The organism is Kitasatospora sp. MAP12-44 (assembly GCF_029892095.1).
Classification (GTDB): Bacteria; Actinomycetota; Actinomycetes; order Streptomycetales; family Streptomycetaceae; genus Kitasatospora.
Map to the genome: position 1 here is coordinate 1,596,730 of NZ_JARZAE010000004.1, position 26,803 is coordinate 1,623,532.

The window sequence follows — 26,803 nt, forward strand, 5'->3', positions numbered from 1 at the left end:
GTGAGCCCCACCCTCGCGGGGTTCCTGCAGGCGCTGGCGCTGGTGGCCGCGCTGGCCCTGTCGCACCGTCCGCTGGGCGACTACCTCGCGCACCTGCTGAGCAGCGCCAGGCACCTGCGCGCGGAGCGCGGCGTCTACCGGCTGATCGGCGTCAACGGGGACGCCGACCAGACCTGGATGGCGTATCTGCGCTGCGTGCTCGCCTTCTCGGCCGTCTCGGTGCTCTTCCTCTACGGCTTCCAGCGGCTGCAGAACCACCTCTGGCTCTCGCTCGGCTTCCCGGCCGTGCCCCCGGCCACCGCCTGGAACACCGCCACCTCCTTCATCACCAACACCAACTGGCAGTCGTACTCAGGTGAGTCGACGATGGGCCACCTGGTGCAGATGGCCGGGCTCGCGGTGCAGAACTTCCTCTCCGCCGCCGTGGGCATCGCGGTGATGGCGGCGCTGATCCGGGGATTCCGCCGCAACCTGACGGACCGGGTCGGCAACTTCTGGGTGGATCTGGTGCGGCTGACCTGGCGGCTGCTGCTGCCCGTCTCGATCGTCTTCGCGATCGTCTTCGTGGCCTCGGGCATGATCGAGAACCTGCACGCCGCAAGCCAGTTCACCACCCTGAGCGGCGGCTCGCAGAGCCTGCCCGGCGGGCCGGTGGCCTCGCAGGAGGTGATCAAGGAACTGGGCACCAACGGCGGCGGCTTCTTCAACGCCAACTCCGCCCACCCCTTCGAGAACCCCAATCCGTTCACCAACTGGCTGGAGATCTACCTGCTGCTGGTGATCGCCTTCGCGCTGCCGCGCACCTTCGGCACGATGGTCGGCGACCACCGCCAGGGGTACGCGATCCTCGCGGTGATGGGGATCTTCTGGACCGTCTCGGCCTCCCTGCTGACCTTCTTCGAGTGGCGGCACAGCGGCACCGCGCTGCAGGCGGCCGGCGCCGCGATGGAGGGCAAGGAGGTGCGGTTCGGCATCGCGGCCTCGTCGCTGTTCGCGTCCTCGACGACGCTGACCTCCACCGGCGCGGTCAACGCGGCCCACGACTCGCTCACGCCGCTGGGCGGCGGCGTGACGATCTTCGACATGATGCTCGGCGAGATCGCCCCCGGCGGCACCGGCTCCGGGCTGTACGGGATCCTGGTGCTGGCGGTGGTCGCGGTCTTCGTCGCGGGGCTGATGGTCGGGCGCACGCCGGAGTACCTGGGCAAGAAGCTGGGCGGGCGCGAGATGAAGTTCGCCTCGCTCTACATCCTCACCACCCCGGCGATCGTGCTGATCGGCACGGGCGTGGCGATGACCTTCCCCGCCGAGCGCGCGGACATCCTCAACACCGGTCCGCACGGCTTCTCCGAGGTGCTCTACGCCTTCACCTCGTGCGCCAACAACAACGGCTCCGCCTTCGCCGGCCTGACCGTCACCAGCACCTGGTGGAACACCGCGCTCGGCCTGGTGATGCTCTTCGGACGCCTGCTGCCGATGGTCTTCGTGCTGGCCCTGGCCGGGTCGCTGGCCCGTCAGCACCCCGTCCCCGCGACAGCGGGCACCCTGCCGACCCACCGGCCGCTCTTCGTCGGCCTGCTGTCGGCCGTGGTGCTGATCGTCGTCGGCCTCACCTACTTCCCTGCCCTGGCTCTCGGGCCGCTCGCGGAAGGCCTGCACCGATGACCGACTCCGTCGTCCAGCCCGGCGCCCAGCCTCCGCACCACCCGGACCACCCGCACGAGGCGCACCGGGTCTCCGGCGGCCTGCTGGACCCGCGTCAGCTGATCGCCGCTGTCCCGGACGCGCTGCGCAAGCTCGACCCGCGGGTGATGGTCAAGCACCCGGTGATGTTCGTGGTCGAGGTCGGCTCGCTGCTCACCACCTACTCCGCGATCCGCCACACCAGTGTCTTCGCCTGGGTGATCACGGTCTGGCTCTGGCTGACGGTGGTCTTCGCCAACCTCGCCGAGGCCGTCGCGGAGGGGCGCGGCAAGGCGCAGGCCGAGACGCTGCGCCGCACCAAGACCGAGGCGGTGGCCCGCCGGGTGGTCGGCGCGTGGTCGCCGGCCGACCCTCGGCCGGCCGAGGAGGTGGTGCCGGCCGCGCGGCTGACGCTCGGCGACCATGTGATCGTCGAGGCCGGCCAGACCATCCCCGGCGACGGCGACGTGGTCGAGGGCGCCGCCTCGGTGGACGAGTCGGCGATCACGGGTGAGTCCGCGCCGGTGATCCGGGAGTCCGGCGGCGACCGCTCGGCCGTCACCGGCGGCACCAAGGTGCTCTCCGACCGGATCGTCGTCAAGATCACCTCCAGGCCCGGCGAGACCTTCATCGACCGGATGATCGCCCTGGTGGAGGGCGCCGCCCGGCAGAAGACGCCGAACGAGATCGCGCTGAACATCCTGCTCGCCTCGCTGACCATCGTCTTCCTGCTGGCCGTCGTCACCCTGCAGCCGATGGCCACCTACGCGGGGGCCGAGCAGACCATCGTGGTCCTGGTCGCCCTGCTGGTGGCGCTGATCCCGACCACCATCGGCGCGCTGCTGTCGGCGATCGGCATCGCGGGCATGGACCGCCTGGTGCAGCGCAACGTCCTGGCGATGTCCGGGCGGGCGGTGGAGGCGGCCGGCGATGTCTCCACCCTGCTGCTGGACAAGACCGGCACCATCACCTTCGGCAACCGGCAGGCCGCCGAGTTCACCCCGGTGGGCGGCACGGACGTGGCGCAGCTGGCGGACGCGGCGCAGCTGTCCAGCCTGGCCGACGAGACGCCCGAGGGCCGCTCGATCGTGGTGCTGGCCAAGGAGAAGTACGGGCTGCGCGCCCGCGCCCAGCACGAGATCGGCCACGCCCAGTGGATCGAGTTCACCGCGCAGACCCGGATGAGCGGCGCCGACCTCAGTGAGGAGGGCGAGAGCAGGCGGATCCGCAAGGGCGCGGCCGGGTCGGTGGTCGCCTGGGTGCAGGAGAACGGCGGCAGCTCGGGCCCGGAGGTCGCCGACGTGGTCGAGGGGATCTCCTCGGCGGGCGGCACCCCGCTGGTGGTGGCGCAGCACCGGAGCGGTGAGCCGGCCCAGGTGCTGGGCGTGATCCACCTGAAGGACGTGGTCAAGCACGGCATCCGGGAGCGCTTCGAGGACCTGCGCATGATGGGCATCCGGACCATCATGATCACCGGCGACAACCCGCTGACCGCCCGGGCGATCGCGGACGAGGCGGGCGTCGACGACTTCCTCGCCGAGGCCACCCCCGAGGACAAGATGGCCCTGATCCGCCACGAGCAGACCGGCGGCAAGCTGGTCGCGATGACCGGCGACGGGACGAACGACGCCCCGGCGCTGGCGCAGGCGGACGTGGGGGTGGCGATGAACACCGGCACCTCGGCCGCCAAGGAGGCCGGCAACATGGTGGACCTCGACTCCAATCCCACCAAGCTGATCGAGATCGTCGAGATCGGCAAGCAACTGCTGATCACCCGAGGCGCGTTGACCACCTTCTCGATCGCCAACGACGTCGCCAAGTACTTCGCGATCATCCCCGCGATGTTCGCCAGCGTCTATCCGGGCCTGAGCAAGCTGAACATCATGCACCTGCACAATCCCACCTCGGCGATCACCTCGGCGATCGTCTTCAACGCGCTGATCATCGTCGTCCTGATCCCGCTCGCGCTGCGCGGCGTGCGCTACAAGCCGTCCTCGGCCTCCGCGCTGCTGCGCCGCAACCTCGGCGTCTACGGCGTCGGCGGGCTGATCCTGCCCTTCGTCGGCATCAAACTGATCGACCTGATCGTCCAGTTCATCCCCGGCCTGCACTGAACCGACCCGAAGGGAGGCACAACCATGGCAAGGCACCTGCCGACCCTGGTCCGGCTGCACCTCACCGCGCTGCGCCTGCTGCTGGTCTTCACCGTGCTGTGCGGGCTGGCCTATCCGCTGCTGATCACCGGCATCGCCCAGCTGGCCCTCTCAGGGCAGGCCAACGGCTCGCAGGTCAGGCTGAACGGGCGGACCGTCGGCTCCAGCCTGCTCGGCCAGACCTTCGACCTGCCGAAGAAGAACCCGGCCGACCCGAACGAGCAGCCGCGGCCCGACCCCCGCTGGTTCCAGCCGCGCCCCTCGGCGGCCGGCTCCGGCTACGACGCGCTGGCCTCCGGCGCGAGCAACTTCGGCCCCAACGACGCCACGCTGACCCAGGCCGTCAAAGCCCGGCGCGCCGCGATCGCCGCGTTCGACGGGGTCGCCCCCGACCGGGTGCCGCCGGACGCGCTGACCGGCTCCGCCTCGGGCCTGGACCCGGCCATCTCGCCCGCCTACGCCGACCTGCAGGTCGACCGGGTCGCCCGGGCCCGCGGCCTGGACCCGGGCGCGGTCCGCCGGCTCGTCCAGCAGCACCTCCAGGGCCGCAGCCTCGGCTTCCTCGGCCAGGGCCGGGTGGACGTGGTCACTCTCAACCTGGCCCTCGCCCGGCTCGGCTGATCCGCGAGGACGACGGACTGCGTCACTCCTCGGCGCCCAGCACGCACAGCGCCTCGTAGCGGCGCCGGACGTCCTCGCGGTCGGCCGCCTCCGGGACGGTGGCCTCGCAGGAGCGCCAGATCATCGCGCCCTGGTCCAGCAGCACCTGGCGGCGACCGGGGATCGAGGTCTGCTCCATCACCTTGCAGAGCGCCTCCAGCTGGCGGATCATCACGGCCGGCATGGCGGCGGCCGACTGCCGGATCTTCTCGAAGGCCCGCTGGACCAGCCGGTCGTAGTCCACCTGGTAGGCGATCACCCGGATCCGCCAGTCGGCGTCGCGGTAGACGCGCTGCGGGTGCCAGCCGGTGGTGATCCGGCACAGGCAGTCGCCGATCCAGTCGATGCAGGTCAGCGCCGTGAAGGTGTCGTTGACGGCCTGCGACAGTGCCCGGATGGCGATCTCCACCAGCTGGTCGACGCCGAAGGAGATGTCCTGGGTGAGCGTCCGATAGGGCCCGGTGACCTGCCCGCGCCGCAGGTGGTGGGCCACGTCGGCGGCCCGCTCGGCCGGCCAGACCATCGCCAGCGGCTGCCCCTCGACCAGGAAGTGGCCGGGCCGGTAGGGCAGATGGAGCACGGCGTGGGTCTCGGCCGCGATCCTGACCAGCCGCTCGTGCCGGATGTACTGGAGGTAGCCGCTGGCCGGGGTCGGGATCACCGCGCCGGACTCGGCCATCCGGGCCAGCAGCTCCTCGCGGTCCGGGCCGCCGTCGACGCCGGCCGGCAGCGGCTCGTCCTCGCCGCTCTGCGCCTCGATGGCGCGGGCCAGGTCGGTCGCGATGCCGGCGATCACCTGGGGCAGCTGGATCATCGTGGAGATGTGGCTGATGAAGTAGATCAGCACCGCCAGATCGACCACCGTCAGCCCGAGCGCGACCGTGATCGACAGGTGCGGGACGAAGTCGCCGTGCGGCCCCGGGCTGATCGAGACCAGCACCAGCATGGTGTAGAAGAAGGTGGCCACGAAGGTGCCCAGGGCGACCTGGGTGCCGCGGTCCCGGATGAAGTTGCGCAGCATCCGGGGGCCGAACTGGGTGGAGGCCAGCGTCAGGGCGACGATGGTGATCGAGAAGACCAGACCCACCACGGTGATGATCGCGGCCGCCATGGTGGTCAGGATCTGGCGCGCCGCGTCGGCCGTCCCGCTGAGCACCCAGGTGGGCAGCGTGAAGCGGCCGTCGTACGCGGCCCGGTCCACCGACAGGGTCACGATGAAGAGCAGGATCGCGACCAGCGACTCGAGCGCCGGGACCAGCCAGAGGTTGGTCCGCAGGGTCTCCCGCCGCCAGTCCGCATCCGGGACGAAGACGAATCTGGGCACGGGCAGGCCTCCTGGTACCGATCCTGCCTCCTCAGCGGTACTCACGCAGCCGGGGACGGACGCCCAGGGTGATCAGCGCGAGGGCGGCGGCCAGGGCCAGGGCGCCCATCGCGGCCGTCCCGGTGCCGAGGTCGGCGTCGGCGCCGGCGACCGCGCCGTCGAAGGCCCGCTGGTTGATCCCCAGGACATCGCCGAGGGCCTGGCTGAACCGGTCGAAGTCGGCGTTGGACTGGCCGGCCGCGGTACCGGTGTCGAACGTGACGGCGTCCTTGAGACGCCCCTGGTCGCGCAGTGCGCGGATCCTGCGGTCGTCCACCTGGTAGGTCTGGAACGTCGTCAGGGCCCGGTCGGCGGCGGCCTGCTCGCCGGGGAAGGTGATGTTGCGCAGTTCCTCGCCGAGGAAGCCGTCGAAGGGCACGGCGGCCGGGGAGGCCCGGTGCGCGTCGACCGCGCGGGCCAGCTCGGTGTTGTAGTCGGCCAGGGTGGCGCCCTTCAGCCGCACGATGGACTGGGTCTTGTCGAGGAAGCTCTGCTCGTAGCTGTCCGCGCGGGCCGGGTCGATCAGGTAGCGGCTCTCGTCCGCGTTCATGTCGTAGGCGACGGCGCGGGCCTGGCTGAGGGCTATCACCGAGTCGTAGGCGTTGCTCTTGGCGACCACCAGGTGCTGATCGGCCCGCGAGGCCAGGCTCAGCCCGTAGCCGAGGGCCAGCGCCAGCAGCAGGGTCACCGCCGCGAGCGGCGGGTTGAGGACCCGCCGGAACCGCACCGCGAGGGTGCGCTGCAGGACGGCGAGGGCCAGCAGGGCGAGCACGCCGGTGACCAGCAGCCACCACCAGCCGGCCGCCAGGTCGCCGCGCTGCGCGGCGTAGACGCGGTCCACGGTGGCGGCGTTGGCGGCGGTCACCTGGCCTGCGGCGGGCAGGAGTTGCTGACGCAGCAGGTCGGTGGCCTGGCGGTAGGCGTCCAGTGCGTCCGCCGACGGCTTGCCGGCCGGCGCCTTGGCCTGGTCCTCCAGGAGCTGGGCGCGGGCCACCAGCGCTTCGTACTGGCCGAGTTCGCCGAAGACGCTCTGCACGGCGCGCTGCCCGGCCGGGTCGTTGGCCGAGGCCTCGGCAGCGCCCTGCAGGTCGGCGTCCGCCTGCGCGCGGCGCTGCTCATAGGTGGTCTGGGTCTGCTGGCGCAGGGCGGCGAAGTCCGGGTCCGCGCCGATCAGCAGCAGGTCGGCCGCCTGCGCGTCCATGTCGCTCAGCGCGAAGGAGAGGTCGGCGGCCCGGACGGCCTGCGGTGCGGCCTGGTGGCCGACAGTGTCGATGCCGTCCCGGGCTCCGGTCAGCACGGCCGCCGCGACGGCTGCCGTGGTCAGGACGGTGACCAGGCAGAGCGCGGTCAGTGCGCGGAGCAGGCGCGGGGTGGTCCAGAACGCCCGGGTGAAGGCGGCCGGCCGCTCCCCCCTCCCCCTGGAGCCGCGCGGCGCGGGTGCCGGGCCGCTCGTACCGAAATCCGCCTCCGCCGGCGAACTCTTCACCCTCGGTACGAGCGTTCTGCCCGATGCACCCGCTGCCATGGCCGCGCGTCCCCTCCCTCATACTGGCCGCCGGCTGGTCCCGATGGAGGGTTCCATCCGGCGTGGTCCCGGCCCGTCTCCCCCACGAGGCGAAGCCGTTTCCTTGTCGCCGACGCTATCCCCGCAAAGATCGACTCCCCGGCTTTCCTGACGCGCTCTTGGCGCCGGGAGGGGCGGTCTTGACGCATCCTTGGCGCGGCCGGTGAGGCAGGCCCTAGTGGAGGCCGATGCGGCTGGGGATCGGCACCATCGGCAGGTGCCGGCTGTTGCGGCGCTGCAGTGTCTCCAACTCGCGTTGCAGCGCGGGCTTCGGCACCACGAGCACCGGGCACTCGGCGCGCTTGACGCAGTGCGCCGTCACCGAGGGGCGCAGCAGCCTGCGCAGCCGTCCGGTGCCGGCGGCGCCGACGACCAGGAGGTCGTCACTGCGATCGGCGGTGCGGACCAGGGCCTCGCCGGCCTCGCCGCGGACGGCCTCGGCATGCAGGGGCACATCCGCGCAGCCGACGCCGACGACCCCTTCGAGCGCCTCGCGCAACCGGGCCACCGCGGCGTCGCGCCAGGCCGCGAGCAGCGGCGGGCAGGGCGCGCGGCGGTAGCCGTACTCGCCGCCCACCGGCTCCCAGGCGAGCACGGCCAGCACCTCGCCGTCGGTGCGGCGGGCCTCGGCCACCGCGTGGTGCAGAGCCGCGATGCTGCCGAGTGATCCGCTCACTCCGACGACGATCCGGCGCCGCTGCGACGCGTGCCGACTCCCCTGCTCCATGTCCGTCCCGATCCTCGATGGCTGCGACTGGATCCAGCCAATGCCACGCGCGCGACGGAACAGCCCCTCGTTGACACACCTCTGACGGTCAGCGGGGCGTTCCGGATGCGTTCTTGACAGGAGGCGGGCTGCTCTGAGCCGCACGGCGGGCGGGAGCAGAGTTGGGAGCTGCGCCGGTCCTGCGCGAGAATGGGCCCCATGAACGAGAACACCCCCGACGCACCCACCTCGGCCAACGAGCGCCGCGACCAGCTCCTGCAGGCGATGCGGCAGGGCGGCGGCGACTGGGACTGGGTGCGCGCCCGCACGACCTACGTGGTCGAGCCCGACCCGCGCACCGTACGGCGGGACCTGGAGCAGCTGCGCAAGTCGGGCGCGATCTACCGCGACCGGGAGACCGGCAAGTACCAGGCCTAGTGCCTCAGCAGGCGGGGCTCAGCAGGCGGCGGGTCAGATCGGCAGGCGGAAGGGGAGCATGCAGACCGCCACGTCGGTGCGGGCGCGCAGGATGGTGGCCAGCAGGATCCCGCGGTGGTTCTGCAGGATCCGGTAGCGGCGGTGCAGCGGTTCGACCTCCGGGATCAGCACCGCGATCTGCCGCCCGCCTTCCGCCTCGCGGCGTACGTAGTCGACCACCGGTTGGACCAGGGAGTGCTGCGGGCTGTCGATGATCTCCAGGCGCACGCCCGGATCCCACTGCGCCCACCGCTCCCGCAGCGCCTGGGCCTTCACGGGGTCGCCGTGCACCGCCACCGCCACCACGTCGTCGCCCAGCGCGAGGGCGGCGGTGAGCGCGTGCGCGGTCAGCCTGCTCACCTCCCCGATCGGGACGATGACCAGGCTGGCCCGGTGCACCAGCGGTCCGGGGATCAGCCCCAGGCCCAGCTCGATGCCCACCTCGTCGTAGTAGCGCTGGACCCGGGCGAAGAGCAGCATCAGCAGCGGCACCGTCACCACGACCACCCAGGCCCCCTCCAGGAACTTGGAGAAGAGGAACACCAGCGCGGCCACCGCCGTCATCACCGCCCCCGTGCCGTTGACCAGCGCCCGGCGGCGCCAGCCCGGGGGCCGGTCGCGCGACCAGTGCCGCACCAGGCCGACCTGGCTGATGGTGAAGCCGATGAACACCCCGATGGCGAACAGCGGGATCAGCCGCTGGGTGTCGGCCTGCACCGCGATCAGCAGCAGCGCCGAGAGCACCGCCAGCGCCAGCACGCCGTAGCGGTAGACCGGGCGCTCGGCGCGCAGCCCGAACAGGTGCGGCAGGCGGTGGTCGCGGGCGAGCAGGCTCATCAGCACCGGGAGCCCGCCGAAGCTGGTGTTGGCGGCCAGCGCCAGCACCAGCGCGACCAGCACGTTGGTCGCGTAGTACGCCCACCCGGTGCCGTACGCGCCGGCGGTGAGCTGGGCCAGCAGCGTCACCCCGCCGCGCGGCGCGACGTGGTCGCGGCGGATCAGGATCGACAGCCCCACCAGCATCAGCCCGAGCAGCGTGCCGAGCATCAGCTCGGTGTGCTGCGCCCGCTTGACCCGCGGCTCGCGGAAGGCCGGCACCCCGTTGGCGATCGCCTCCACGCCCGTCAGCGCGGAGCAGCCGGCCGCGAAGGCCTTCAGGAAGAGCAGCACGCCCAGCGACTCGGTCACCGGCACCGTCTGGAGGGTGCCGACGGTCGCCAGCGGGTGCGAGCGCGCCAGCCCCAGCACGATGATGCCGAGGATGCCGACGATGAAGAGCACCGTCGGCAGCATCAGCACCCGGGCGCTCTCCGCGATGCCGCGCAGGTTGACCAGGGTGAGCAGCAGCAGCCCGATGAGGCAGACCGACAGCAGGTGCCCGTTGAGCGCGGGGTACGCCGAGCCCAGGCTGGCGGCCCCGGCGGCCAGGCTGACGGCCACGGTCAGCACGTAGTCCACCACCAGGCTGGCCGCCGCCAGCAGACTCACCGCCGGGCCGAGGTCCTTCTTGGCCACCGCGTACGCGCCGCCGCCGTCCGGGTGCACGGCGATCACCTGGCGGTAGGACACCACGAGCACCGCCAGCAGGGCGGTGATGACCAGGGTGATCGGCAGCGCGGCGGTCAGCGCGTTCGTCCCCGCCGCGATCAGCACCACGACGATCGCCTCGGGCCCGTACGCGACCGAGCTCAGCGCATCGAGCGACAGTGCGGCCAGGCCCTCCAGGGCGGTCAGATGGGCCTTGCCGCCCTCGCCGGGCAGCAGCTTCAGCCGGGGCCGGAGCTCGCGACGCGACAGGCCGAACGTCATGGGGGACCTCACCGGCTGTGGTTGCCGCACGCATGGGTTGACGCACAGTCAGTGATCAGTCTGCCCGGCGCCCCCGCTCGCACCGGCCCGACGCGCCCCGCCGCGGGGGCCGCTGTCACCGCGGCGGACGCCAGGGCCCGCCGGTGCTCGGCGGCGTCATCAGCGCGCGGGCGACCCCGGTGCGCCGCAGAGCGTCGGCGGCTTCGGCGACCACCCGGACGACCGCGGTATCGGTAGCAGCACCCGCACGCGGAAGCCGCCCGCGTCGCCTCCCCCGTGCTGCACGCTGCCGCCGAACAGCGCGACCCGCTCGGCTATCCCCAGCAGCCCGCGGCCGGGCCGGTACCCGTCGGCGACGCCCCGCCCGTCGTCGTTGACGTCGATGGCGAGCGCGTCCCCGGCGTGGCGGACGGTGATCTCGACGGCGTCGGCGTGCCCGTGCTTCACGGCGTTGGCCAGCGCCTCCTGGACGATCCGGTAGGCGGACAGGTCGAGGCTGCGCGGCAGTCGGGCGGCGGCGGGGTCGACCCGGGCAGTGACCTGGACCGACCCCGTCTGCTCCAGCCGTCCGGTCAGCCCGGCCAGGTCGCCGAGGCCGGGCTGCGGATCCCACGGGCCGTCCGGCGTCGAGCCGGCGGACGGCAGCAGGCCGAGCACGCGGTCCAGTTCGTCGAGCACCTCGCGCCCGGAGTGCTCCAGGCCGGACAGCAGCTCGCGGGTCTGCCCCGGATCGCGGGGCAGCGCCCGGCGGGCGGTGCCGGCCTGGACCAGCATCAGATTGACGGTGCGGCCGACCATGTCGTGCAACTCCCGTGCGATCCGCGCCCGTTCCTCGTCGGCGACCCGCCGGTGCAGCAGCAGCCGGGCGGCCTCGCGCTCCTCCCGGCGGCGGGCGGCGCCGCAGCCGAGCGCCCAGGTCAGCAGCCAGACGAAGAGCGCCCCGGCGGAGATCATGGGATGGGTGTGAGCGGCGCCCGCGAAGTACGCGGCCATGCCGAGCAGCACGATGCCGGGGCCGAGCCGCGACCGCTCGCGGCTCGCGTACCGGCCGAGGGTGTAGAGCCCGATCAGGTTGGCGTACGGCGAGACCGGGCTCGGCAGCACGAACAGCGCCTCCACCGCGAGCGCGGCGGAGCCCGCCAGGTACGACGCCAGCGGCGCGGTGCGCCGCACGGCGAGCGCGCCGGCGACCACGGCGCTCAGCGCGAGGGCGAGCGGCAGCGGGATGCCGAGCCGCGACGCCGCGCCGATCCGCTCGACGGCCATCGCCGCCAGGAACGCGCCCGCCACCACGCGGTCGAAAAACACACGGTCGAGCAGCACGCGGTCGATCAGCGTGCGGTCGAGCAGCGCCCCGATGGTCGAGGGGCGGGTCCGAATCCAGGTCTCCACATTCGGACATTAGCGAGCCCGCGAGCGCCGCACATCGACCCGCAGGGCTAGGACACCCCCGTCCCCTGGCGGGGTACGGCTGCCCGATCGCGCAACCGGGTCACGCAGCCGGTCCGCCGTGCGACTCAGCGCGGTTGGGTGGTGGGGATCCGCCGGCTGAAGAAGAGCGCGATCAGCGCGACGAAGGCGAGGACCGCGAGCGCGGCCCGCAGGCCCTGGATCCGCGCCGTCGCGTTCGCCTCCAGCGCCGCGGAGGTGACGTCCGCGCCCACGCCCGCCTGGTCGAGCGTCCGGGTGAGCTGGGCATCCGACAGAAACGGTACGCCGCCCATGAGTTGGGTGCTCGCCTGGCTCTTCACCGAGTCGGGGACCGCCGGGTTCTGCTCGATGCCGGCGAGGAAGGAGGAGGTCAGCACCGTGATGAGGATCGATCCGGCGAGCGCCGTGCCGATCGAGGCGCCGAGGTTGGTGACGGTGTTCTGCAGCCCGCCGACCTCGGCGCTCTGCTCGTCCGGCACCGCGGACACGGTCACCGACCCGAGCTGGGAGGCGAGCGCCCCCATGCCGAGGCCGATCAGCAGCAGCGGGACGGTGACGACCCCGGCGCCCGAGTCCGGTTTCAGCGCGGCGAGCAGGACCACCGCGCCCACGAGCATCGAGAAGATCCCGAGCCGCACCACGCGCCGCGGCGAGACGTCCGGGACAAGCTTGGGGATCAGCACCGCGGCCGCCAGCAGGGCCACCGAGAGCGGCAGGATCCGCACGCCCGTCCTGAGCGCGGAGAGGCCGAGCGCGACGGACAGGTAGAGCGGCACGACGAAGAACACGCCCATCTGCACCAGGAACTGGAAGAAGAACATGGTCAGGCCGCCGGTCAGTTGGCGGTTCCGCAGCAGCGCCGGGTCGACCAGCGGCTCCTTGCCCCGCGCCACCATCCGGTGCTCCCAACCGAAGAAGAGCCAGGTCAGCAGGATGCCCGCCAGCATCAGCCAGACCACCGGCGAGAGCGAGAACCAGGACGGCTCACCCGGCTTGGGCCGGAACCAGCCCCACTCGCTGGAGCGCAGGACCCCGTAGACGAAGGCGCCGATCCCCAGCGCCGAGAGCAGCGCGCCGATCACGTCGATCCGCGGGCGCAGGCCGGGCGGCGCGTCGGCGACCCGGCGGGCCAGCAGCAGGATGGCCAGCACCAGCACGAGCTCGCCGACGAACACCCAGCGCCAGGAGAAGAAGGTCGTCGCCGTGCCCCCGACCAGGGGCCCGAGTGCGATCGCCACCGCGCCCGCGGCCGTGACCAGTCCGTAGGCGGCCGGACGTCGTTCCGCGGCGAAGTTGCCGGCCACCAGCGCCACGATCGCCGGCAGGATCAGCGCCGCGCCGACGCCCTCCAGGAATGACCAACCGATCAGCAGGACGGTCAGGTTCGGGGCGAGCGCCGTCGTCAGCGAGCCGCATCCGTAGATCACACAGCCGATCATGAAGGCCCGCTTGCGGCCGATCAGCGCGCCGACCTTGCCGCCAGTGATCATGAGCATCGCCATCACCAGCGTGTAGGCGGTGATGGCGCCTTGGAGTCCGGTCACCGTGGTGCCGATGTCGGCGGCCACCGTCGCGATCGAGACGTTCATCACCGAGCTGTCCAGCGCCATCAGGAACTGCCCGGCCCCCAGCGTCAGCAGGACGATCCTGGCGCCCTGCGCCCCCTCGCCGCGATCCATGGCCGCCAGCCTGCCACCGGCGCTGCGGGCGGCCCGCCAACCGGGCCGGGAGATCATCCGGTTGGCGGCAGCGCTCACGGCCAGGCGTACTCCTGCTGCCAGTTGCCGCCCTCGCGCCGGTAGCGGACCCGGGTGTGGATCCGGTCGGGGCTGGCCTCCCAGAACTCGGCCTCGGTGACGGTGATTCCGTACAGCGTCCAGCTCGGCGGGTACGGCACCTCGTGCGGGTAGGCCTCGCCGAGCCGCCGGTACTCGGCGAGGATCTCCTCCCGTCCGCTGGGGGCGGCGCTGCCGTGCAGCAGGGCGGCGAGCTGCGAGGAGCGCGTGCGTTCGGCGAAGTCCCGTTCGCTGGCGGCCTGTTCCTGCGCCTCGGCGGTTCCCACCAGGCGCAGCTGGCGGCCGACCGTGGGCCAGTAGAACTGCGCGGCGACCCGGGGCTGCCCGGCGATCTCGACGCCCTTGCGGCTGTCCGAGCGACTTGCGAAGTAGATCCGCTGCTCGTCGATGTCCTTGCAGATCAGCACCCGGCTGGATGGCGTACCGTCGGCGCCGACCGTGCACAGGGTCATCGCGTGCGGATCGCGCTGGCCGGCCTCGGCGGCGGCGAGGATCCAGGCCTCGACGGCGTGCAGCGGGTTGGCGGGCAGGTCCGCCGTGGTGAAGCCCTTCGGGTCCAGCCCCTCGAACACCGGGATGGCCCTGAGTCGGTTGCGCGTCGTGTCACTCACCCACCCCACGCTACCGGCCCGGGAGGCAGCACCCGCTGGCGGACCGGACCGGCTCAGCAGGCCGCGGATCAGAAGGCCGCGAGCCCGTTCCAACCGGGGGCGTTGCTGATGACGCTGTTGCTGTGGGCGCTCCAGGCCGCGTTGGAGCTGCCGTTGCCGGTGTACTGGAGATACCACAGGTTCCCGAAGGAGTCGACGCCCTCGATCTCGCCATTGCCGGTCGAGAAGAGCTGGTTGAACTTGCCCCAGCCCGGGGTGTTGCTGATGACGCTGTTGCTGGTGCTCGACCAGGCGGAGTTGGAGCTGCCGTCGCCGATGTAGTTGTAGTACCAGAGGTTCCCGGAACCATCCACACCATAGATGGCGCCGGTCGTGGGGTCACCCGTGATGTGGGTGAACTTGCCCCAGCCCGGAGCGTTGCTGACGATGCTGTTGCTGGTGCTCGACCAGGCGGAGTTGGAGCTGCCATTGCCGGTGTACTGGTAGTACCAGAGGTTTCCGGAGGAGTCGACGCCGTAGATCTTGCCGCCGCCGGTCGAGAACACCTGGGTGAACTTGCCCCAGCCCGGGGCGTTGCTGATGATGCTGTTGCTCGTCGCCGACCAGTCCCCCGTGGAACTTCCGTCACCCGTGTAGTTGAAGTACCACAGGTTGCCGGAGCCGTCGATGCCGTAGATCACGCCGCCACCGCCGGAGAAGACGTGGGTGAACTTCCCCCACCCCGGAGCGTTGCTGACGACGTTGTTGCTCGTGCCGGTCCAGCTGATGTTGGAGCCGCCGTCACCCGTGTACTGGTAGTAGCGGAGATTCCCCGATCCATCGACACCGAACATCGGCGACGTGGCGGCCCCGGAGCCGCCGGTGAACCAGTCTGCGGAGAACGCCTGGTCGAAGGCGCCGTAGAAGGTCTGCGCCAGCTTGACGTAGCCCGCGTCATTCGGGTGCAGGCCATCGGCCATCTCGGCCGAGGGCTGTCCGACGGGGATCAGGGAGGGCGCGTCGACGAAGCGGAAGTGCCGGCCGGCCGCCTGCTCGGTGGACTCCAACTGTCGTGCCTGGCCGTTGTACTGGGCGGCGAGCGTCTGCAGACCCGGCGAGGTCGGGATCACGCCCTGCATGATCACCGTGACGGCGGGCCGGTCCGCGAAGATCCGGTTCACCAGGGTGGCGAGGCGGTCCCCCGCGTGCGTGGGGTCCACGTTGTTGTTGAGGTCGTTCGCACCGATGTCCAGCAGCACGACGTCGGGTTGATCTGCCGTCAGCCAGCCGTCCACGCCGCTGGTGATCTGGTCGATCACAGCACCGCTGTGCCCCTCGTTGTCGGGGTCGGCCATGCTGCCGAACTGCTGCGTCCCGACGAAGTTGACCCGGTACCGGGACTGGGCGGCCACCTGGTCGTACAGCGGGCCGCGGTAGCCGTTCCAGGTCGAGCTCTGGTAGCCGGCGGTTATCGAGTCGCCGAGCGGCATGACCCGCACCACCGGCGGGGCACTCGTGGCGGCGGACGCGGCGCCGGGCGCGAGGAGCGCACCGCCCGTCGCGGTCAGGACGGTCAGCGCGACAGCTGCAAGGCGTTTCATCTCATACTCCAAATACGGGGGCGGGCGGCGGTCCTCAGCCCTGCGGCGAGCGCTACGGGTATCAGCCTCGCCTCGACCCGGTTCGATCGGAAGGGAACTCGGCTGGACGGAACCGCCTTTGGACCGAACCGGCCAGCGCCGAACCGGGCCACGTACCCTCGGCTCCATGGCCCGTCATCCGAAGAAGCCCCGCCCGCTGGTTGCCGATGGGCGGGCCTACCTGTGGACGCTCCGCCACAGCCACGTCGACCGCGTGCCGGAGGGCGACCGGTCCGTGGAGTGCCGCCAGACCCTCACGCTGTACCCGCAGCCGGCCGGCAGCGGCGGCCCGCTGCGCATCGTCTTCGCCGACGGGCCGGGGCGGTACGTCCCAGGCGGGGCTCCGCTGGGCTCCGGCGACGTGGGGTACGTCCGGGGCGGCTCGCTGAACCTGCACGAACCGGGCGCCGTCCGGGCCCTGCTCGATGTGGCATTGGCCCGCGGGTGGCAGCCGGGCGAGCAGGGAGAGCAGGGCGCGAGGGCGGTGGAGGTGGAGCTGGACGGCTGGCCTCTGCTGGAGGCGGCGACCGGTGCAGGACCCCCCTGACCCCTGGCCCTGGCCAGATGACTAAGCGCTTGCTTAGAATCGTGCCGAGTGCCCCTCGCCAGCCACAGGAGAAGCCATGTCCGGAGTGAACCGTCAGGTCCGTCTCGCCGCCCGTCCGGTGGGCGACGTCAAGCCGGAGGACTGGGAGCACGTCACCGAGCCGGCCACCGCTCCCGGCGAGGGCCGCTTCGCGGGCCGGACCCGCTTCCTCTCGCTGGACCCGGCGATGCGCGGCTGGCTGGACGACCGTCCGTCCTACCTGCCCCCGGTCGGCCTCGGCGAGGTGATGCGCGCCGGCTCGGTGATCGAGGTCACCGAGTCGAACCACCCCGGTTTCCAGCCCGGCGACCACGTCGTGGGGAGCTTCGGCGTCCAGGAGTACGTGGTGTCCGACGGCAAGGGCGCGCTGAAGGTCGACCCGTCCCTCGCCCCGCTCCAGACCTACCTCGGCGCGCTGGGCATGCCCGGCATGACGGCCTACTTCGGCCTGCTGGAGGTCGGCGCGCTCAAGGAGGGCGAGACGGTCGTGGTCTCCGGGGCCGCGGGCGCCGTCGGCACGATGGTCGGCCAGATCGCCAAGGTCAAGGGCTGCCGCGTCATCGGCATCGCCGGCGGCGCCGACAAGTGCGCCCTGCTGACCGACGAACTCGGCTTCGACGCGGCGATCGACTACCGCTCCGAGGACGTCAGGAAGGCCCTGCGCACGCACGCTCCGGACGGCATCGACGTGTACTTCGACAACGTCGGCGGCGACATCCTCGACGCGGCGCTCACCCGCCTGGCGATGCACGCGCGGGTGGTGATCTGCGGCGCCATCAGCCAGTACAACAACGAGACGGCGGTGCAGGGCCCGTCGAACTACCTGACGCTGCTGGTGCGCCGCGCCCGGATGGAGGGCTTCGTGGTCTTCGACTACGCCCCGCGCTTCGCGGACGCCGCCCGCGACCTCGCGCAGTGGATCGCCACCGGTCGGATCAAGGTCAAGGAGCACCTGGTCCAGGGCACGGTGGACGACTTCCCCGCCACCCTGCAGATGCTCTTCCGCGGCGAGAACGTCGGCAAGCTGGTGCTCGAACTGACGTGAGCCTGAACTGACTTGACTCGACTGCCGCTCCCGGCCGGGCAACTCCCCCGGCCGGGTCGGGCCGTGAGCGATAGCGGTAGCGGGGGCGCCTGAACGGGTGAGCACCCAGTACGCCGGCCGCAAGCTCCTCGCGGCCCTCTTCACCGCGAGCCTCACCCTGCTGGCCGCACCCGCCGCCGGCGCGCACGCCGCCACACCGAGCCCGCGCTACCTGCCACCCGGTGTCTTCCAGCTCCGGAACGCCAAGACCGGCCGATGCCTGGAACCCCAGGAGGACTACCTCGCCACGAACCGCTGCGATCAGCAGCCAGCCCAGGGTTGGACCAGCCGGCTAACGCGCCACGCGGTAGCGGAGGTAGACGACTCTCGAGCTGAAGGTGCGGGTCTCGACGAGTTCGAGATCCACCCGGCGCTCGCGCTGGGGAAAGAACGGAATGCCACCGCCAACCAGCACCGGGTGGACCATGGCCCGGTACTCGTCGATCAGATCCGACGCAGCCGCCTCGGCGGCGAGAGTCGCGCCGCCGATCGCGATGTCGCCCTCCCCCGGCTCGGCTCGCAACCGCTCGATCTCCTCCGCCAGGCCGCCGGAGGCCAGGCGGGCATGGCCCTGCACCGCCGACAGCGTGGTCGAGAACACCACCTTCGGGAGCGGCTTCCAGAGCGAGGTCCACTCGCGCATTGAGTCGTCGAGCGATGGATCCTGGTCGGCGGTCTCCCAGTACAGCATCGTCTCGTACAGCCGTCGTCCCAACAGGTGGACGCCGGCCTCTCGAATCTCGTCGATCCAGAAGCGAAAGACCTCCTCGTCGGGCGCTGTCCAGTCGAAGTCGCCGTCCGGCCCGACGATGTAGCCGTCAAGTGAGACGTTCATCGAATAGGTCACGCTGCGCATCAGAAGTCCTCCTCGGTAACGGGTTCGACTGTACGACCGCCGGACGCCGCAGACTCATCGCGGCTCGCGGGCAACGTCGTCGCACCCGCCAGGCTCCTCGGCAGTCAGTCAGTGGTCTTGCCCATCCAACTTCGAAGAGGCCTTGGTGAGTTCGACGAGTGGCGCTCTGCGCGTCGCTGTCGAACCACCATGACAGGGACCGTCCAGACCCAGGGGGATGAGCGTGCAAGCCGGGAGGCACCGCTCGAGCCACGATCCGCCGAACCAGCTGGGTCGGGAACCTGCTCGAACCTCTCCCACAGCCAAGGAGAGAGGCCATGCTCCGTCGGTGACGACAGACCTTGAAGCGCTCTTGACGGCACTGTAGGTGAAGGCGGACCTTGCCCAGCCCGGTGTCGAGTTGGTGCGGCCGTCGGTCTTCCCTCTGGCGGGGATCAGCGAGAGGCTGGACGCCGGAGGGTGACATGGCGTGGATTGGACCCAGCAACGCCGACGAGGTGACGGTTCCCGACATCGTCGGGCTGATCGTGACGCACGCGCGGGAGGTTGCGTGGGAGGCGGGCCTGGTGATCGCCAGTGACGATCCGGACGGGCCGCCGGTCCGGGCGCTGACCTGGCCGGGAGTGTGGGTGGTCACTGCCCAGCGCCCCGCCCCCGGCTCCCGGATGCGCCGCCGGGGCTCCCTGGTGGTCGAGTTCAAGGAACTGCCGGGCGGCGAGGCCGGGGATCGGGCAGCTGATCGGTAAGCAGCTGATCGGTAAAGCGGGACGCCGTCGGGAGAATGCGGGGTGGGGCTACTCCAGGCCGAGCGGGCTCGGGGCTTCCTGAGTGGGCCTCAGGTAGCGGACGGCGGCCGCTGCCACCAGGGCGACCAGGGTGACTGCGAGCAGGTACTGGACGACCACACTGGACGCGGCGATGAGCGTGTCGTTCTCCCAGACGAAGAGCTTGGGGCCGTAGTAGGGCACGACGGTACAGAGGGCCAGCGGGAGGACGGTCAGTCCGGTCGCGGTGGGCAGCAACCGGCCCCAGCGGAGGAAGGCGAGCGAGAGTAGGCCCAGCAGCAGGCAGGCGTTGCTCAGCGTCACAATGTCCTGTAGCGGCAGGTCGAAGGCGGTCAAGTTGCCCTGCACGATGCCCGTGAGCAGCAGCAGGAACGGCAGGGCTGCGGCGCGCGGCCGGCGGGGGATCGTGCTGTCGAGCAGGTCACCGGGGGCGGCGAAGACCAGCAGGGCCCACACCGCGGCCGGTCCGGCCGAGAGGACCAGGTCGGTGCCGTCCACCAGCATGCCCGGCTCCCACCCGCCATTCATGGCGAGCTGTTCGGCGAGCCACGCGGCGATGACGGCCACTCCGGCCAGGGCGGCCAGGACGCGGGCGGTGGTCCACTTGCGGAGCAGCCCGGCCGCCACGACCAGCAGCCAGAGCACAGCCGGGATGACGGAGGCGATCAGCATGAAGTGGTAGTGGACGATGGGAGACTGATCCGCGGGCTGCTGCCAGTCCCAGTCCTGCTGGAGGTACCACAGGGAGTGCAATTGCTGGCCGAGCGCCATGGCGGCGGCCAGCGGCGCGATGGTAGCCAGCAGGCGACCGCCGGTGCCGCTGGCGGTGAGGCCGGTGCGCACGCGCAGGCCGTACGCGGCGACGCCGGCAGTCTCGCGGGCGGTGGCCAGCCGGCCGGCGCCCGTGGTGGAGTCCGCGTGGACGGCGGTGATCTCCTCGCCGCGCTCGGCGCGGTAGGCGGCGGGGTAGGCCCGCAGGGCGAGCCGCAGTCCTCGCGAAGTGGTGCTGGTGGTGCCGGTGTTCATGCGAGGGCCCCCCTGGCCGTCGGACGGATGCTGCTCAGACGACGGTCGGCTTCGGCCACCACCGCGCGCAGCCGGTCGGCCTCGGCGGCCAGCGTGGCCCGCCCGGCGTCAGCGAGAGCGTACGTCCGGCGCGCGCGGCCGTCGATCACCTCGTCGCACTCGATCCGGATCAGCCCCTGCTGGAGGAGGCGGTCCAACGCGCTGTAGAGCGTGCCGGTGCGCATCTTGACCCGGCCGTCCGAGATCGCGGCGATCTCCTGGATCAGTGCGTAGCCGTGCCGTGGGGCGTCGGCCAGTGCGGTGAGCAGGAGTAGCGTCGGCTCCTGCATGGAGCGTTCTGTCATGTGGCTATATATATCGCTCATCGGCATATGACGTCCAGAGCCCCGCTCCCACCTCTCGCCTCCCGCCGGGGAAGGCCGGAACGGCCGATCGCCAGGCCGACCGGGGAGGTCGAACTCGGCGGTCGGCTCGTGAGGGCCGGTCAGCCGGTGCAGCCGTGTTCGGCGTCGAGGTTGGCTTTGGCGACGCGGCCGCGCAGGGTTTCACTGCGGTCGGCGGGGCGGATCTGGTCGGGCTTGCGGGTGATCTCGATGCCGCCGCCGGGCGGGCGGAGGTAGAGCTCGCCGGCGCGGTTGTCCATGACGACCAGGATGCGCAGCGACTTGCGGTCGACGACGTAGGAGCCGGTTGGGGGGATGTCGTCGGGGGTGAGGTGGTTCATGGGTTCAGTTCCGTTCGCACAGGGGGCAGTTCGGCCACTGGAGTGGGCATGATTTCGCCTGAGATGATCCGGCCGGTGCAGTGGGCGTGGTCGTGCAGGAAGTCAGCCAGCGCCTGGACGACGCGAGCGTTCGCGCCACCCACGTGGACATGGCCGCCATACGGGGTACCGGTGGCCATCTCACCTTCCAGGGAGATGAATTGGGGAAGGCCGGCCAGATCAAGGCCCGCCACGAGCGAGCGGATCGCCCGAACTGCCGCCTCCTTGTGCTCACGCGCTCGCCGCTGGTCCCCGTCCTCAACAATCGGAAGCACGCAGCACCTCCGCGCCCGCCCGGATGACTTTCGCCAGCAGCGTGATCACATCCGGTCTGGCCCTGCCAAGGTCGATCAGAACCTCGCCGGTCAGCACCGACTGCCACTCGACACCCGCCGACGGCAGCACCACCCCGGCCGACGCGAGGGCCGCGATCAACTCGCTTAGGGCGTCTGCTGCTTGCTTGCGTTTCTCGGCCATGATCTTGCCTAGCTGTGACATCTGAACTCCCGTTCCATCGGGGCACACCCCTCCCCTACGACTCCCCTGTGTAGTCGTTCGGTTACAAGGATCGGCATACGGCGGTACGATCGGAAGCCCTTAACCGTTGACAGTCGAGGTTTGTTGGCGATGGACAGAACGAACATGAGCCGAACAAAGACTGACCCTCCGTCATCACCCGAGGAGGCGTTCGGAACACAACTCCGCAGGTCACGCGAGGCGAAAGGGCTCTCCCAGAAGGGCCTTGGTCGGCTGATCCAGTTCAGCGGCACCTACGTCTCATACATCGAAACTGCCCGCCGACCGCCAACACTTCCCTTTGCGCAAGCTGCGGACAGGGCACTGGGGACCGGTGGCACGCTTGAACTGCTGTACTGGAACACCAAGCACCGCGCACTACTTGAGGGCTTCTCGGAGTATGCGGCGCTGGAAGCCAAAGCCACCGCGGTCAGACTGTTCGAGCTGGCTGTGATCCCCGGACTCCTCCAGTGCAACGAATACGCCACCGCTTGGGAGGCGGGGAACGTCCGCCGGGGCACAGCCACCAAGCGCGAAGCGGACGAACGCGTTGCGTTCCTGCTCACCCGGCAAGGGTGTCTGGCTCGCACACCACCGCCCGCAGTCCATGCCGTCGTTGACGAATATTGCCTTCGTCGTCCAATCGGGGGCCGCACAGTGATGGCTGCTCAGATGCACCACCTTGAAGCATTGGCGGAGCACCCGAACGTCGTGATCCAGATCGCGCCGACAGAGCTGGGGGAGGATCGTCCGTTCTCCCACCCTGTTACGTTGCTGACGCTCCCTGATCGCGGTGTTGTCGGCTACGGCGAGACCGAGCAACGCGGTTACCTCGACCGCCAAACCGACTCTGTCGCGAGCCTGGTCAGCGGATACGATCGCCTCAAGGCCGAAGCGCTCTCCCGTAGTGCTTCCCTGCGGATGATCCGCGACCTGAGGAAGGGACTCGAACAATGAGCGTTGACCTGACTTGCGCCTCGTGGCGCAAGAGCACCTACAGCGGCAGTGGCGGCCAGTGCGTTGAGGTCGCGGACGGCTTTCCGGGCATCGTGCCCGTGCGCGACTCCAAGGACCCGTCCGGCCCGGCCCTGGTACTCACCAGCGACGCGTTCGCCGCGTTCGTCGCGGGCGTCAAGACGGGCGAATTCGGGACCGTCTGACCGACAACACCCGCCTCCACCGGCCCCCGTGAAGCTCCGTAGGCCTCGCGGGGGCTTCAGTCTGTCCGCTGCTGGGTAGATGGGCACCTTGAAGTGCTGTCCCACCGGAAGGAAGTTCCCGCATGAGCAACCTGGACCTGACCGGCGCACCATGGCGCAAGAGCACCTACAGCGGCAATGGCGGCCAGTGCGTTGAGGTCGCGGACGGCTTCGCGGGCATCGTGCCCGTGCGCGACTCCAAGGACCCGTCCGGCCCGGCGCTGGTCTTCCCCAGCGACGCGTTCGCCGCGTTCGTCGCGGGCATCAAGGCGGGCGAGTTCGGGGGCGTCTGACCGGCGACTCCCCATAGGGCCTTCAGTCCGACATGTCCCACAGCAATCGGTAGTACGCGGTGCGCTCCGGATCCGGGGCGATCCCGTAGGCGTCGAGCAGCGAGGCCTCCCATCCCGGGCCGTAGTTCCACTGCGTGCTCCAGGTGGCGATGGCCAGGTCGGCCCAGCGGTCGGCGACGCCGAGCGCGCCGAGGTCGACGTGGCCGCTGTACGAACCGTCGTCGCCGATCAGGGTGTTGGGGGCGCAGGCGTCGCCGTGGCAGACGACGAGCCGGTCGACCGGTGGCGGTGAAGCCAGCACGGCGAGGGCGTCCTCGACCGGGGCGAGGTGGCGGAGGTCTTCGTGCCAGTCCGCCGGATCGATCAGCCCCGCTGCCGCCCGGGCCCGCACCGCCGTCAGCCGCGTCTCGATGGACCAGTCGAACGGGCAGTCCCCCACCGGAGTTTGCTCGTGCATCGCCCGCAACCCGGTGCCGATCGCGCGCACCGCGGCTTCCGGGTCCCGTATCCAGTGGTCGTCCACCGCCATCCGGCCGGGCAGGCCGGCCGTGACGATCCAGGACCCCGTGTCGTCCGAGCCCTCGTCGAGCACCTCCGGCACCACCGTGAACGCCACCGCCCAGCGCAGCCGCGCCACTTCGGCCGACAGGTCGATCCCGCTGCCGACCGGTGTCCACTTCACGAACTGCCGTGCAGCCCCCTCGCCGAGCTGGAAGGTCAGGCCGCCGAGCCCGTTCTTCCATACGGCCCGCGCGGGCCGCCCGGCGGCGACCTCGGTGACGATCTGCGGGACCTCGACCGGTCCTTGGGGCGATGTGGCGATCATCGGACCAGTCTCCCAGCACCCACCGCGTCGGGCCATACCTTTGTTCGCAGCTGCCCTGGGCCGCGGTTGTCAGGCTTGACAAAGCTACGTAGCCTTTTGGCGAATTCGCATGAGCCGGGCAGTGGTTCCGCCACAGAGGAGGCGAACGTGCGCGAAGAGATCAACGCAGGCGAGTTAGCGCTGCTGCGGGTGCTCATCGACGCGAGAGAACCATTGACCAACGAAGTAATCGCCGATCTTCTCAGTGTTTCCGGCGAGCAGGCGGCCGTACTGGCCGCGCATCTGCTGGCCGCCGGACTTGCCAAGGAGCACGGGCCGGCTGGGGCACTGGCCGCCGGCTCGCCGGACCTGCTGCTGACCCGGCTGATCGAGACGCACCAGCACCACCTGGTAGGCCAGTTACGGTTCGAGGAGTCGCTGTCGGCCGCGCTGGAGGTGCTCGGTGCGCGCGTTGCCTCCGGTCGGCCGGGCGGCGACGCGCCGTCCCACTGGCGGCTGCTGCGCGGGCAGCAGGAGATCACCGGCGCGCTGGAGGAGGCCGTCCACCGGGCCCGCCGGGAGATCCTCAGCCTGCACCCGGGCCTGCCGATGTCACCGGCCGAGCTGGCCGGCTGCCGACTGCGCCAACAGGGCGCGGTGGAACGGGGCGTGGCACTGCGCTCGGTGCATCTCACCGCGATGATGCGGGTGCCGCACGGTCGGCCCCACCTGCGAGGTCTGGTCGACTCGGGGATCGGGGTGCGGATCGCACCGGTCCTCCCGTTCCGGCTCCTCGTGGTCGACGACGCACTCGCCTACACCTCCTCGGCGGACCTCAACGGCGAGCCCACGGCGCTCGAACTGCGCGGCAGCGAGCTGGTGTTGCTACTGCGCGAGATGTTCGCGTTCTGCTGGCGGGACGCCCAGCCGATGGAGTCGCAGCAGGCCACCGCTGTCGAGCGGTTCCTCTCCGAACGCGAGCTGACCATCGTCCGGATGCTCTCCGAAGGACGCACGGACATCGCCATCGCTCGCTCGCTGGGTGTCTCCGAGCGGACCTTCCGGCGGCTGATCGTCCAGGTGATGGAGCAACTCGGCGCCCAGAGCAGGTTCCAGGCGGGCGTACGGGCGGCCGAGCTCGGCCTGGTGCCGTCACCGCACCCGAGCGTCCAAGCCCTGGTGAGCTGAGCGACGGCTGGCCTACCGATTCAGCACTACGTAGAACGTGCTGCCGCAATTGCCCAGCACCTCGGGGACAACAGAAAGCATTCTCAGCGGGTGGGCTGCAACGGTCATGCTGGCCGCAGGGCGCCGTGGCCGCTTCTGGACAGCCGCAGGCACCGGTTGGCGGTTGAATTCGGGGCCATGGCGATGGTTGGCTCATTGATCGAGAACGGTCGGGGGGAAACGCTCAAACACTCTCTGCGGGGGACTCGTTGAGGTATTCCATTTCCTGGGACGACGGCGAGATCCACGCCGTGGACCAGCGCCTGCTGCCGCGCCGCGAGCAGCTGATCAAAATCACCACGGTGGACGGCGTGATCGACGCCATCCGCACCCTCGCGGTCCGCGGTGCCCCGGCCATCGGAATTGCCGGGGCGTTCGGCGTGGCGCTCTCCGCCCGCCGCCACCGCGACCTCCTGGGCGGCTGGGACGAGCACGCGCTGGCGGCCGTGCGCCGCGACGCCGCCCGGATCGCCGCGACCCGGCCGACCGCCGTCAACCTCTCCTGGGCGGTGGCCAAGGTCGTCGGCAGGCTGCCCGACGGGCCCGAGGCGGCGCTGGCCGAGGCGCGGTCGATCCTGGCGGCCGACGCGCTGGCCAACATCGCCGCGGCCACCCGCGCCGCCGATCTGGTGGCGGCGCGCGGCCCGGACCGGCCGCTGCGCGTCCTGACGCACTGCAACACCGGCCGCTTCGCCACCGCAGCCGGCGGCACCGCGCTCGGCGCCATCATCGAACTCGCCGCCCGCGGCCGGGTGGAGCAGGTGCTGGTGGGCGAGACCAGGCCGCTGCTGCAGGGATCGCGGCTGACCGCCAAGGAGTTGGCGGACGCCGGGATCCCGTACCGGATCTGCGTGGACTCGGCGGCGGCCGCCGCGATGGCGGGCGGGCTGGTCGACGTCGTGCTGGTGGGCGCCGACCGGATCGCGCGCAGCGGCGACGTCGCCAACAAGATCGGCACCTACGCCCTGGCCATCGCGGCGGCCCGCCACCGGATCCCGTTCGTGGTGGTCGCCACCGAGTCCACCGTCGACGAGCAACTCGCCGACGGCAGCGGCATCGTGGTGGAGGAGCGCGGCGCCGAGGAGGTCACCTCGGTGGCGGGCACGGCGGTGGCGCCCGAGGGGGCGGCCGTCTACAACCCCGCCTTCGACGTCACCCCGGCCGAGCTGATCACCGCCGTGGTCACCGACCGGCGGGTGCTGGGCCCGGTCCGGGCGGTCTTGCCGGGACAGGGTCCAGGAGCCGTCCGGGCCGAGGAGCCGGACGCGCTGGCGGAGCGGATCGCCGCGCACACCCGGCTGGTGGAGGACTTCCCGATCCCCGGCGTGGGCTTCCTGGACCTCGCGCCGGTGTACACCCAGCCCTGGCTGATGGACCGCCTGGTGGCGGCCGTACTGGCCCGGTTCGGCGGGGAGTTCGACCAGGTCGCGGGCATCGAGGCGCGCGGCTTCCTGCTGGGTACGGCGGTGGCCCGGGCGGCCGGCTGCGGCCTCGTCGCCGTCCGCAAGCCCGGCAAGCTGCCGCCGCCGGTGATCGGCGTCGACTACGCGTTGGAGTACGGCAAGGACACCCTCGAACTGAGTGCGGACGCGCTGGGCGCCGGGGCCCGTGTCCTGGTGGTGGACGACGTGCTGGCGACCGGGGGCACCGCGGCGGCGGCGGTGCGGCTGGTCGAGCGCACGGGCGCGGCGGTGGTGGGCTGCGCGGTCGTCGCCGAGTTGGCAGAACTGGGGGGACGGCTCCGGCTGAACGTCCCCGTCTTCGCCGCACGTACCGTCCTGGGGGAATGAG

27 protein-coding genes are annotated in these 26,803 nt (G+C 71.2%); 12 read left to right on the top strand and 15 right to left on the bottom strand.

The features are described from left to right. The 3 genes from kdpA to kdpC are packed head-to-tail and all read left to right on the top strand — an operon-like array spanning position 1 to position 4,457. Entirely contained in the window at positions 1-1,665 is a 1,665-nt protein-coding gene (gene kdpA, locus P3T34_RS07755; protein WP_280665251.1) for a potassium-transporting ATPase subunit KdpA, read from the top strand. Further along, positions 1,662-3,797, top strand: a complete 2,136-nt coding sequence (gene kdpB / locus P3T34_RS07760; RefSeq protein WP_280665252.1) for a potassium-transporting ATPase subunit KdpB — start codon at positions 1,662-1,664, stop codon at positions 3,795-3,797. Before kdpA ends, kdpB begins: the two co-directional genes overlap by 4 nt. Positions 3,798-3,821: 24 nt before the next feature. Further along, on the top strand, positions 3,822-4,457 hold the full coding sequence (gene kdpC, locus P3T34_RS07765) for a potassium-transporting ATPase subunit KdpC (RefSeq protein WP_280665253.1): 636 nt from the start codon (positions 3,822-3,824) through the stop codon (positions 4,455-4,457). Positions 4,458-4,479: 22 nt separating this feature from the next. Here the strand turns inward: kdpC and P3T34_RS07770 are convergent, their stop codons facing one another. The 3 genes from P3T34_RS07770 to P3T34_RS07780 all read right to left on the bottom strand — a co-directional run bounded on the left by P3T34_RS07770 (position 4,480) and on the right by P3T34_RS07780 (position 8,150). Then, positions 4,480-5,820, bottom strand: a complete 1,341-nt coding sequence (locus P3T34_RS07770) for a DUF2254 domain-containing protein (protein WP_280665254.1) — start codon at positions 5,818-5,820, stop codon at positions 4,480-4,482. A gap of 31 nt (positions 5,821-5,851) precedes the next feature. Beyond that, the gene (locus P3T34_RS07775; protein WP_280665255.1) at positions 5,852-7,345 is read right to left on the bottom strand and encodes a hypothetical protein; all 1,494 of its coding nucleotides are present in this window, start codon (positions 7,343-7,345) and stop codon (positions 5,852-5,854) included. Between the two features lie 253 nt (positions 7,346-7,598). Continuing rightward, the gene (locus P3T34_RS07780) at positions 7,599-8,150 is read right to left on the bottom strand and encodes a universal stress protein (protein ID WP_280665256.1); all 552 of its coding nucleotides are present in this window, start codon (positions 8,148-8,150) and stop codon (positions 7,599-7,601) included. A gap of 198 nt (positions 8,151-8,348) precedes the next feature. On the opposite strand from P3T34_RS07780, the gene P3T34_RS07785 reads away from it, so the two are divergent. After that, positions 8,349-8,567 (top strand): hypothetical protein, encoded by a 219-nt coding sequence (locus P3T34_RS07785; protein WP_280665257.1) that lies wholly within the window; start codon positions 8,349-8,351, stop codon positions 8,565-8,567. A gap of 33 nt (positions 8,568-8,600) precedes the next feature. Here the strand turns inward: P3T34_RS07785 and P3T34_RS07790 are convergent, their stop codons facing one another. The 5 genes from P3T34_RS07790 to P3T34_RS07810 all read right to left on the bottom strand — a co-directional run bounded on the left by P3T34_RS07790 (position 8,601) and on the right by P3T34_RS07810 (position 15,833). Then, positions 8,601-10,415: an APC family permease gene (locus tag P3T34_RS07790; RefSeq protein ID WP_280665258.1), complete on the bottom strand. Its 1,815-nt coding sequence runs from the start codon at positions 10,413-10,415 to the stop codon at positions 8,601-8,603. A 159-nt stretch (positions 10,416-10,574) separates the two neighbouring features. Further along, the gene (locus P3T34_RS07795) at positions 10,575-11,807 is read right to left on the bottom strand and encodes a histidine kinase (protein WP_280665259.1); all 1,233 of its coding nucleotides are present in this window, start codon (positions 11,805-11,807) and stop codon (positions 10,575-10,577) included. A gap of 125 nt (positions 11,808-11,932) precedes the next feature. Further along, entirely contained in the window at positions 11,933-13,525 is a 1,593-nt protein-coding gene (locus P3T34_RS07800; RefSeq protein WP_280671889.1) for an MFS transporter, read from the bottom strand. Positions 13,526-13,599: 74 nt separating this feature from the next. After that, positions 13,600-14,253 carry a pyridoxal 5'-phosphate synthase gene (locus P3T34_RS07805; protein ID WP_280665260.1) on the bottom strand — a complete coding sequence of 218 codons (654 nt, stop codon included), beginning with the start codon at positions 14,251-14,253 and terminating at the stop codon, positions 13,600-13,602. 68 nt (positions 14,254-14,321) lie between these two features. Further along, entirely contained in the window at positions 14,322-15,833 is a 1,512-nt protein-coding gene (locus tag P3T34_RS07810; protein ID WP_280665261.1) for a tachylectin-related carbohydrate-binding protein, read from the bottom strand. Between the two features lie 166 nt (positions 15,834-15,999). Here P3T34_RS07810 and P3T34_RS07815 point away from each other — a divergent pair, with 166 nt between their 5' ends. Next, a complete protein-coding gene (locus tag P3T34_RS07815) occupies positions 16,000-16,419 on the top strand; it encodes a hypothetical protein (RefSeq protein ID WP_280665262.1) in 420 nt (139 codons plus the stop codon). 76 nt (positions 16,420-16,495) lie between these two features. Further along, positions 16,496-17,503 (top strand): NADP-dependent oxidoreductase, encoded by a 1,008-nt coding sequence (locus P3T34_RS07820; RefSeq protein ID WP_280665263.1) that lies wholly within the window; start codon positions 16,496-16,498, stop codon positions 17,501-17,503. 331 nt (positions 17,504-17,834) lie between these two features. On the opposite strand, the gene P3T34_RS07825 is transcribed toward P3T34_RS07820, so the two are convergent. Next, positions 17,835-18,398, bottom strand: a complete 564-nt coding sequence (locus P3T34_RS07825; RefSeq protein ID WP_280665264.1) for a dihydrofolate reductase family protein — start codon at positions 18,396-18,398, stop codon at positions 17,835-17,837. A 464-nt stretch (positions 18,399-18,862) separates the two neighbouring features. Here P3T34_RS07825 and P3T34_RS07830 point away from each other — a divergent pair, with 464 nt between their 5' ends. Beyond that, complete coding sequence (locus P3T34_RS07830; protein WP_280665265.1) at positions 18,863-19,144, top strand: PASTA domain-containing protein; 282 nt, start codon at positions 18,863-18,865, stop codon at positions 19,142-19,144. 48 nt (positions 19,145-19,192) lie between these two features. On the opposite strand, the gene P3T34_RS07835 is transcribed toward P3T34_RS07830, so the two are convergent. From P3T34_RS07835 to P3T34_RS07855, 5 genes are all read right to left on the bottom strand, one after another. After that, positions 19,193-20,209, bottom strand: coding sequence for a hypothetical protein (locus P3T34_RS07835; RefSeq protein ID WP_280665266.1), 1,017 nt, complete (start codon positions 20,207-20,209; stop codon positions 19,193-19,195). Further along, complete coding sequence (locus P3T34_RS07840) at positions 20,206-20,553, bottom strand: PadR family transcriptional regulator (RefSeq protein WP_280665267.1); 348 nt, start codon at positions 20,551-20,553, stop codon at positions 20,206-20,208. Before P3T34_RS07840 ends, P3T34_RS07835 begins: the two co-directional genes overlap by 4 nt. Positions 20,554-20,693: 140 nt before the next feature. Next, the gene (locus tag P3T34_RS07845) at positions 20,694-20,933 is read right to left on the bottom strand and encodes a hypothetical protein (protein WP_280665268.1); all 240 of its coding nucleotides are present in this window, start codon (positions 20,931-20,933) and stop codon (positions 20,694-20,696) included. Beyond that, positions 20,930-21,247 (bottom strand): hypothetical protein, encoded by a 318-nt coding sequence (locus P3T34_RS07850; RefSeq protein WP_280665269.1) that lies wholly within the window; start codon positions 21,245-21,247, stop codon positions 20,930-20,932. The genes P3T34_RS07845 and P3T34_RS07850 overlap by 4 nt, the downstream gene beginning before the upstream one ends. Further along, entirely contained in the window at positions 21,231-21,470 is a 240-nt protein-coding gene (locus P3T34_RS07855; protein ID WP_280665270.1) for a hypothetical protein, read from the bottom strand. The genes P3T34_RS07850 and P3T34_RS07855 overlap by 17 nt, the downstream gene beginning before the upstream one ends. A gap of 129 nt (positions 21,471-21,599) precedes the next feature. Between P3T34_RS07855 and P3T34_RS07860 the strand changes: the two genes are divergently transcribed. The 3 genes from P3T34_RS07860 to P3T34_RS07870 all read left to right on the top strand — a co-directional run bounded on the left by P3T34_RS07860 (position 21,600) and on the right by P3T34_RS07870 (position 22,980). Beyond that, complete coding sequence (locus P3T34_RS07860; RefSeq protein ID WP_280665271.1) at positions 21,600-22,445, top strand: helix-turn-helix transcriptional regulator; 846 nt, start codon at positions 21,600-21,602, stop codon at positions 22,443-22,445. Beyond that, positions 22,442-22,648: a DUF397 domain-containing protein gene (locus P3T34_RS07865; protein WP_280665272.1), complete on the top strand. Its 207-nt coding sequence runs from the start codon at positions 22,442-22,444 to the stop codon at positions 22,646-22,648. Before P3T34_RS07860 ends, P3T34_RS07865 begins: the two co-directional genes overlap by 4 nt. A 122-nt stretch (positions 22,649-22,770) precedes the next feature. Continuing rightward, on the top strand, positions 22,771-22,980 hold the full coding sequence (locus P3T34_RS07870) for a DUF397 domain-containing protein (protein WP_280665273.1): 210 nt from the start codon (positions 22,771-22,773) through the stop codon (positions 22,978-22,980). Between the two features lie 22 nt (positions 22,981-23,002). Here P3T34_RS07870 and P3T34_RS07875 read toward each other — a convergent pair whose 3' ends face one another. Beyond that, entirely contained in the window at positions 23,003-23,806 is an 804-nt protein-coding gene (locus tag P3T34_RS07875; RefSeq protein WP_280665274.1) for an aminoglycoside 3'-phosphotransferase, read from the bottom strand. A 147-nt stretch (positions 23,807-23,953) separates the two neighbouring features. Between P3T34_RS07875 and P3T34_RS07880 the strand changes: the two genes are divergently transcribed. Continuing rightward, positions 23,954-24,973: a LuxR C-terminal-related transcriptional regulator gene (locus tag P3T34_RS07880; RefSeq protein ID WP_280665275.1), complete on the top strand. Its 1,020-nt coding sequence runs from the start codon at positions 23,954-23,956 to the stop codon at positions 24,971-24,973. A 248-nt stretch (positions 24,974-25,221) separates the two neighbouring features. Next, positions 25,222-26,802, top strand: coding sequence for an S-methyl-5-thioribose-1-phosphate isomerase (gene mtnA / locus P3T34_RS07885; protein ID WP_280665276.1), 1,581 nt, complete (start codon positions 25,222-25,224; stop codon positions 26,800-26,802). Position 26,803: the final 1 nt, after the last annotated feature.